The organism is Acinetobacter sp. 1130196 (assembly GCF_000588095.1).
Lineage (GTDB): Bacteria > Pseudomonadota > Gammaproteobacteria > Pseudomonadales > Moraxellaceae > Acinetobacter > Acinetobacter nosocomialis.
This window is the reverse complement of record NZ_JFWX01000026.1, coordinates 46,881-53,429: the sequence shown is the minus strand read 5'-3', so window position 1 is coordinate 53,429 and position 6,549 is coordinate 46,881. Positions and strand designations below refer to the sequence as shown.

The following is a 6,549-nucleotide window of genomic DNA, read 5'->3' as shown; positions in this document are numbered from 1 at the left end:
CCAGATGAAGAAGCCTACACCTAAAATCTATCGTACAACCAATTGGTCCTCGTATAACCAAGCTTTAATCAAGCGAGGAAATATTTCAATCTGGTTTGATCCTAAGACGCAATGGTATGCACAACCACAAGGCAAGCAAGGACGAAATCAAACTTATTCCGATACAGCGATTCAATGCTGTTTAATGATCAAATCTCTATTCCGTCTTTCTTTACGTATGGTTACTGGCTTTGTTCAAAGCCTGATTAAACTCTGTGGCTTGAATTGGACAGCACCAGATTACTCCACCCTTTGTAGACGACAAAAGCATATTGATATTGCGATAAGCTATCAGAAAAGTCATGATGGGTTACACCTACTTGTCGACTCTACGGGTTTAAAGTTTTTAGGTGAAGGCGAATGGAAGCGTAAAAAACATCAGCCTGAATACCGTCGGCAATGGCGTAAACTGCATATTGGTATAGATGCTGAAACACTGCAAATACGTGCCGTTCAGCTTACTACAAATAATGTCAGTGATTCACAAGTACTAGGTGATTTACTGGATCAAATTCCACTAGATGAGCGAATAGATTCTGTCTATACCGATGGCGCGTACGACACGAAGTGCTGCAGAAAAGTGATTTCAGATCGTCAAGCACATGCAGTAATTCCACCCAGAAAGAATGCCAAGCCCTGGAAAGATTCTAAAATAAGTTCAATAGAACGAAATGAGTTACTTCAAACGGTTAAACATTTAGGCAGAACCCTATGGAAAAAATGGTCGGGTTATCACCGTCGTAGTTTGGTGGAAACCAAGATGCATTGCATCAAATTATTAGGTGATAGGCTGACGGCAAGACATTTTCAAAGTCAGGTCAATGAAATTCATGCGCGTGTGGCAGTTCTGAATAGATTTACGGAATTAGGTAGACCTCGCACCCAAGTTGTGTCTTAAATTTGAATGGATTGGGGAGAACTCAGCTTTTGAATGTTTATGCAACAAAGCCATCCGGAAATAGCGATGTACATGGCGCGTCCAGATAAAATATTAAATGCTTTTTATGTACGACATGATCGCTTTAGAGTAAGAATTGATGATCAGGAACATAACTTGTCTGGCTACATTGCCTACGTAAAAGATTTCGAAGGAGAGGAGATATGACTGATCCTCTATTTGAAATTAAGCTGCTAGCCGCTCTTGATCATGCCCAATTTGAAGAGGCAATTTGGACATTTGAAATTGATGGAGACATTTCTACTTTATTATTGATTGATTATGCATTAGAACAATTCCATCAAAAAAAAGTTCAAGCTGATAAAGTCTATCGGGTTTCTGAACAAAAAAATAAGAAAATTGGTGAACAATATTTGGGCTTGGAAAAAAATGAATCTTATACATTTGCCCAGCTTTTACAATTCTTAATTTTTACTCAGGCAAATGATGTTAAAGATGCCTTAAGCAATATACTGTTTGATTCCGTTGAGCAAGCTCAATTGATCTTGTCTAAAAGAGCGGAAAACTACAAATTAACTTTAAAAGCACCTAATCAATTAAAAAATCTATTTTTGTTGGCAAAAAATATTTATAGCTATCCAGCCGAGTTAAAGAACCTTTTCTTTATCAAAACACTTTTTTTTAAAAATAAAGTATATCAACCGATTACGCCTTTGCTTGCTCATCCAGTACTCACCTCGGTTTTATATCTCTCACATACCTTTAGACAGATTTATATCACTTATTCTGAACAGAATCAGAGCATTGGAATTTTCTCTTTTTTAGATGATATTCACCGTCTTGAGCATTTGGTTCCGTACTACCATTTTTTTCAAGAAAAGTATGTCGAGGCAAAAAAATGTTCTTCTCAAACAGGCATTATCAATATTCTGGGAGATACCTATTTCGGTGAAATGTACACTGAAAAGCGTAAGTCTAGAGGACAAACAGATGCTTTACAGCAGTATGGATATCACTATTCATTTGAAAAAATACAGCCATTTTTAGGTAAAAATGACATAAACATAGCTAACTTTGAAGCAGTCTTTTCTTTAGAAAATCAATCGCCGTTAAAAGATAAAAAGCCATTCATTCTAAAAGCCGACGCTAAAAAAACATTAGAAGAGTTTAAGAGCATTCATTTGAATTATTTGGTGTTGGCGAACAATCATCTGAAGGATTATGGCGATGAAGGAGTAGCCCATACATTACAACAGTTGGATCAGGCGAGTATTGCTTATATTGGCGCTGGACTGAACCAAAAAGTTGCTCACAATTACTTTGAAATAGCTTTTGAAGCTAAGCACTATGCGATTTTTAATGGTTATTGGCATAGAGACAGTGCTTATCTGGATTATGACTTTTATGCACTAGGTGCAAAAAGTGGAGTAGCTTGTTTAAATGGTGTTTTACTTGAACAAATAATGCGTTATAAGCAGAATCATCCAGAGCGCAAAATTATTGTTATTTGTCATTGGGGTATCGACTTTAAGCCTATTACAAAAGACCAAACTAAACTCGCGACTATTCTTACTCAAGCAGGAGCTGATCTTATAGTTGGTCATGGCGCTCATACTATTCAGCCAATCCAGATCATCAATCAAAAGCCTGTTGTGTTTGGTATTGGTAATGCTGTGTTTAATAGTGATGGAGAATATGAACAGCAAAATGCTTTGCCATTTGGTTGTATAGCCAAACTCGATTTGGCAAATGACTTACTTCGTCTTTATCCAATTTATACGGATAACTTAAAAACTTTTTGGCAACCGTATCCAGTAGATATTGAAGATTTCTCAAAGGCCAGTACTTATATGACATCTTTACTGACCCATGAGAATTACATGGCATCCCAAGATAACTTGGGGAGATATGTTGAAATTAAATTTTAAGAATATTGTTTATAAGTTGATAAGATGGTTTGAAGCTGTGTTTGAGTAAACCCCAAATTTCTTAAGCCGCCACTGCCTAATTTACACTCAGCACTGGCCATAATATTGGTGGGGGTGGTTTTAGTTGCATTAGGTACACATACATGTTTTAAGCCGAAAGCATGGCCCATTTCATGAATACTACCCGCTTGAATATTGTAATTTAATCGATTCCAGTCTAATAAAATAAAGGGTTTTCCATTATTACGGAATGTACGACTAGTAACATCATCAAATTCTAAGTTTTTTGAATACGCATCGTATATAAAGACTATGACCTCTTTACGTGCTGTTCGTTTAGGAAAGCATGCATTCACACTTGCAGGGATCGAGCCTATGGAAATAGGACGAGCTTGGTTTATTTCATTACCAAGTTCGCAATGCATTTTTGAAAAATCTTGGTAAGAAATATAACGGTTTAATTTGAAATTAAAGATTTTATTGCCTTGGTCATCTAAATAATATTTATTTAAGATGCGGACTTCTTTTCGCATTTGTGTAAGGTTATCAAAGCGTGCAGCAGAAGGATTGTCTGTAGTAAAAACGAAAGTAACTGGAACTACAGGTCTATTATTGGCAGGTTCCTCTGATAAATCTGGCGTTTGTAGAGGAGGGCGGGTCGTACAAGAAACACACAGAAGTGTCCCTGTAATCATCAGTAAGGTTTTTTTCATATTCATCGCAATGTCTCTGCATATTCTTTTAAAGAGATTTAAAGTAAATTTTTATATGATATGAACGATGTCAATTTTTATGGATTCCATTTTGACAACTCAGTATGAACTACATCGACAGATTTTAGAAGTGATTGCTCTAATTCCATATGGAAAAGTAGCAACTTACGGACAAATAGCACGTATGGCAGGGTTACCCAAACACGCCAGATTAGTAGGTTATGTTCTTAAGCATCTTGATGCAGATCATCAAGTTCCTTGGTACCGTGTTATTAACTCACAAGGTAAAATTAGCCTAAGTAAGTTTAATGAAAAAGGTGAAAATGTTCAGCAGTTAAAGCTTGAAGCTGAAGGAGTCTATTTGTTGAATGGCAAAGTGAACTTAAAGCAGTTCGCATGGCAACCTTAAAATTATTAATAGAGAACAAATACAAATGCAGAATTATAAATGGCAGAGTCTAGCCATATTATTACTAGGTTTAACAGTGCAATCGAGTTTTGCAGAGCAGGCTATTTCAGCTCAACCTTTTATAAATGTAAAAGTCTCATTACAAGATATACATTCGATTTGTCAGCAGTTAAGTCATAAATGTAGCGATGAAGCTAAGCTATGGAAAGCCAAAAACACACAAGATCAGATTTATTATTTAATAGATGGAACTCCACAACTTGCTGAAGTTAAAAAGCAAAATAATCAATATACAGTGCTGAATCAGTGGAATTTTAAAAATTATGAACATAGTAATAAAGAGCCACATTCTGATGATTTAGGCCCTAATGGACTCAAAATCTTTCCAGCACTATATCCACTCAATAAAAATGAGCATGCGATAGCAGTGCTAAACACATGGTTTACTGGTTATTCTGGAGGAGGACGCTTTGAGGAAAACGCTGATTTTATTGAGCTTAAGTCTAAAGGGCAGTATCAAGTTGCCTTAAAAGATATTAATTTTTCTTCGAGTAAAATGATTCGGGCATGTTTTTCAGAACGAGAGTATAAGAAGTCACAGCATTGCCATGATGAAACATGGATGACATTAAATATTAGGTTTAAAGATATCGGTCAATCTTACTATTTATGGCAGTTAAATTATAAAAATTATTCTTGGGATGCTTTTAAAAGTAAAAAAACAATAACAGTTGAGCAATCAAGAGAAGACGTTATTCCTTTTAAAAAATAGGTGCCTATCTGGCCGAATTGAGCCAGACAGGCATTTTTTAGCGAACAATTAAAACAGGAATATGGCTTTCACCTAAAACTTTTTGTGCAACACTTCCTAATACAAGTTTTCTTACGCCTGTACGGCCATGAGAGCCCATTATAATCAAGTCAGCATTAAGCTCTTGTGCAGCTTGAATAATTTCTTCATGCACAACGAAACCTTCAAGTAATTTGGTTTCTACGCTAAGACCTTCTTGTAAAAACTGTTGTTTGGCTTGTTCTAAAATATCAAGTAAGTATGTTCTAGTCCGCTCAATTAGTTCATTGGTTTGGCCAGTCTTTACATAAAGATCTGCAATAATTGGATCAAGTGCCATGACCTGTACGATAGTAATTTTACTATTTAATGCTTTGCCAAGTTTGATTGCTTCTTTCATCGCAACCATAGAAGTTTCAGAACCGTCAATTGGTACAAGAATATGTTGGTATAACATGAGAATGTTCCTTATTGTAATGATACTTATTTATTCAATACTTTATACTTCTTTTCTTACGATTTAAATTCGGCCACGTAATCATTTGTGATTTTTAAACAAGAAAAACTTGAGAATATATTTTACTTATCTCTTAAATTTTCAATATGGATTGTTAAAGCGTCAATATCATCAGTTTGCAAATATTCACGCATTTTTAAAACTTGTTTTTCATCTAAATCATAAAGTTTTAAAGCAAGTAGTTTGTCGATTTGTTCTTGAGGAAAACGGTATTTAATAACTTTTGCCGGAACTCCACCTACAATTGCATAGGGTGGGACGTCTTTTGTTACGATGGCTCCAGTTGCAATAACAGCACCTTCACCAATTTTTACACCTTGCATAATCATGGCACGGCTTCCAATCCAACAACCATCTGCAATGATGGTGTCGCCAGCTGCTAAAAAACTGCGGGTATCAAAAGGGAAAGTCGAAATCCAGTCTGGTCTATGAAGCTGATTACCACCCATCATAATCACACACTCAGCGCCAAAACATACAAAATTACCAATATAAAGCTGATCGATTGGTTTATCGGGAGTAGATGGTTTGTCGTGTAAATAGCGTACGACACAGCGTTCAAAACCTTGATCCCAATAGGCTGAGTAGTAAGAGTAATTACCTTTAATATGGATATTCGGATTTTTTACAGTTTTGGAAATAAATTCAAATTCGCACCAATGGCGGACAGGGGAGTTAATTAACTTTTCAGCCATAAGGAATATATAAAAAGGGAATAGGTCATTATACCGAATTGCGATTCAAGCTGAACCAATAATCTTAGTTCAGCTAGTGAATCGAATACTAAAGCACGTACTAATTTGTCTTCATTACTTATGAGGAATACGTGCAATGACTTTAATTTCAAAATCAAAACCTGCTAACCAAGTTACGCCAACAGCTGTCCAGTTGGGATAAGGCTTTTGTGTAAAGATTTGATTTTTAACCTTCATAATACTTTCAAACTGCCGTTCGGGATCCGTATGAAAGGTAGTGACATCAATAATATCATCGAAAGTGCAACCTGCTGCTTTTAATGTCTCTTCTAAGTTTTTAAAAGCTTGTGTTACCTGTTTTTCAAAATCAGGTACAGGCGAGCCATCTTCAAGGCTACCAACCTGCCCTGAAACAAAGAGTAAATCTTTCGATTGAATTGCGGCTGAATAGCCATGCTGTTGATATAAGGCATGACGATTTTGGGGAAATATTGCAGTTCTCATCAGGTTTGTTCTCCTTCAGTATTTAACTTCTAATCAATAAATGTCGGTTAATTTTC

The 6,549-nt window shown here is 35.9% G+C and carries 8 protein-coding genes and 1 pseudogene; 5 read left to right on the top strand and 4 right to left on the bottom strand.

The window, feature by feature from the left end; genetic code table 11:
- Positions 1–4 precede the first annotated feature (4 nt).
- The 3 genes and pseudogenes from J671_RS17335 (at position 5) to J671_RS17330 (ending at position 2,865) form a co-directional block, all read left to right on the top strand.
- Positions 5–937: an IS5-like element ISAha3 family transposase gene (locus J671_RS17335; RefSeq protein ID WP_004812228.1), complete on the top strand. Its 933-nt coding sequence runs from the start codon at positions 5–7 to the stop codon at positions 935–937.
- A 51-nt stretch (positions 938–988) separates the two neighbouring features.
- A pseudogene (locus J671_RS25820) lies at positions 989–1,144 on the top strand (hypothetical protein); the annotation flags it as partial.
- A complete protein-coding gene (locus J671_RS17330) occupies positions 1,141–2,865 on the top strand; it encodes a CapA family protein (RefSeq protein ID WP_031982961.1) in 1,725 nt (574 codons plus the stop codon). The pseudogene J671_RS25820 and the gene J671_RS17330, both read left to right, overlap by 4 nt.
- On the opposite strand, the gene J671_RS17325 is transcribed toward J671_RS17330, so the two are convergent.
- Positions 2,862–3,578, bottom strand: coding sequence for a metalloprotease (locus J671_RS17325; protein WP_022575206.1), 717 nt, complete (start codon positions 3,576–3,578; stop codon positions 2,862–2,864). The genes J671_RS17330 and J671_RS17325 overlap by 4 nt on opposite strands.
- Before the next feature lie 79 nt (positions 3,579–3,657).
- On the opposite strand from J671_RS17325, the gene J671_RS17320 reads away from it, so the two are divergent.
- Complete coding sequence (locus J671_RS17320; protein WP_004707331.1) at positions 3,658–3,987, top strand: MGMT family protein; 330 nt, start codon at positions 3,658–3,660, stop codon at positions 3,985–3,987.
- Positions 3,988–4,012: 25 nt separating this feature from the next.
- Positions 4,013–4,759, top strand: a complete 747-nt coding sequence (locus tag J671_RS17315) for a hypothetical protein (RefSeq protein ID WP_031982959.1) — start codon at positions 4,013–4,015, stop codon at positions 4,757–4,759.
- A 37-nt stretch (positions 4,760–4,796) separates the two neighbouring features.
- Here J671_RS17315 and J671_RS17310 read toward each other — a convergent pair whose 3' ends face one another.
- The 3 genes from J671_RS17310 to J671_RS17300 form a co-directional block, all read right to left on the bottom strand.
- Positions 4,797–5,234 carry a universal stress protein gene (locus J671_RS17310; protein ID WP_004885516.1) on the bottom strand — a complete coding sequence of 146 codons (438 nt, stop codon included), beginning with the start codon at positions 5,232–5,234 and terminating at the stop codon, positions 4,797–4,799.
- 122 nt (positions 5,235–5,356) lie between these two features.
- Complete coding sequence (locus J671_RS17305) at positions 5,357–5,989, bottom strand: CatB-related O-acetyltransferase (RefSeq protein WP_031982957.1); 633 nt, start codon at positions 5,987–5,989, stop codon at positions 5,357–5,359.
- A gap of 114 nt (positions 5,990–6,103) precedes the next feature.
- Positions 6,104–6,493: a RidA family protein gene (locus J671_RS17300; protein ID WP_081404922.1), complete on the bottom strand. Its 390-nt coding sequence runs from the start codon at positions 6,491–6,493 to the stop codon at positions 6,104–6,106.
- Positions 6,494–6,549 lie beyond the last annotated feature (56 nt).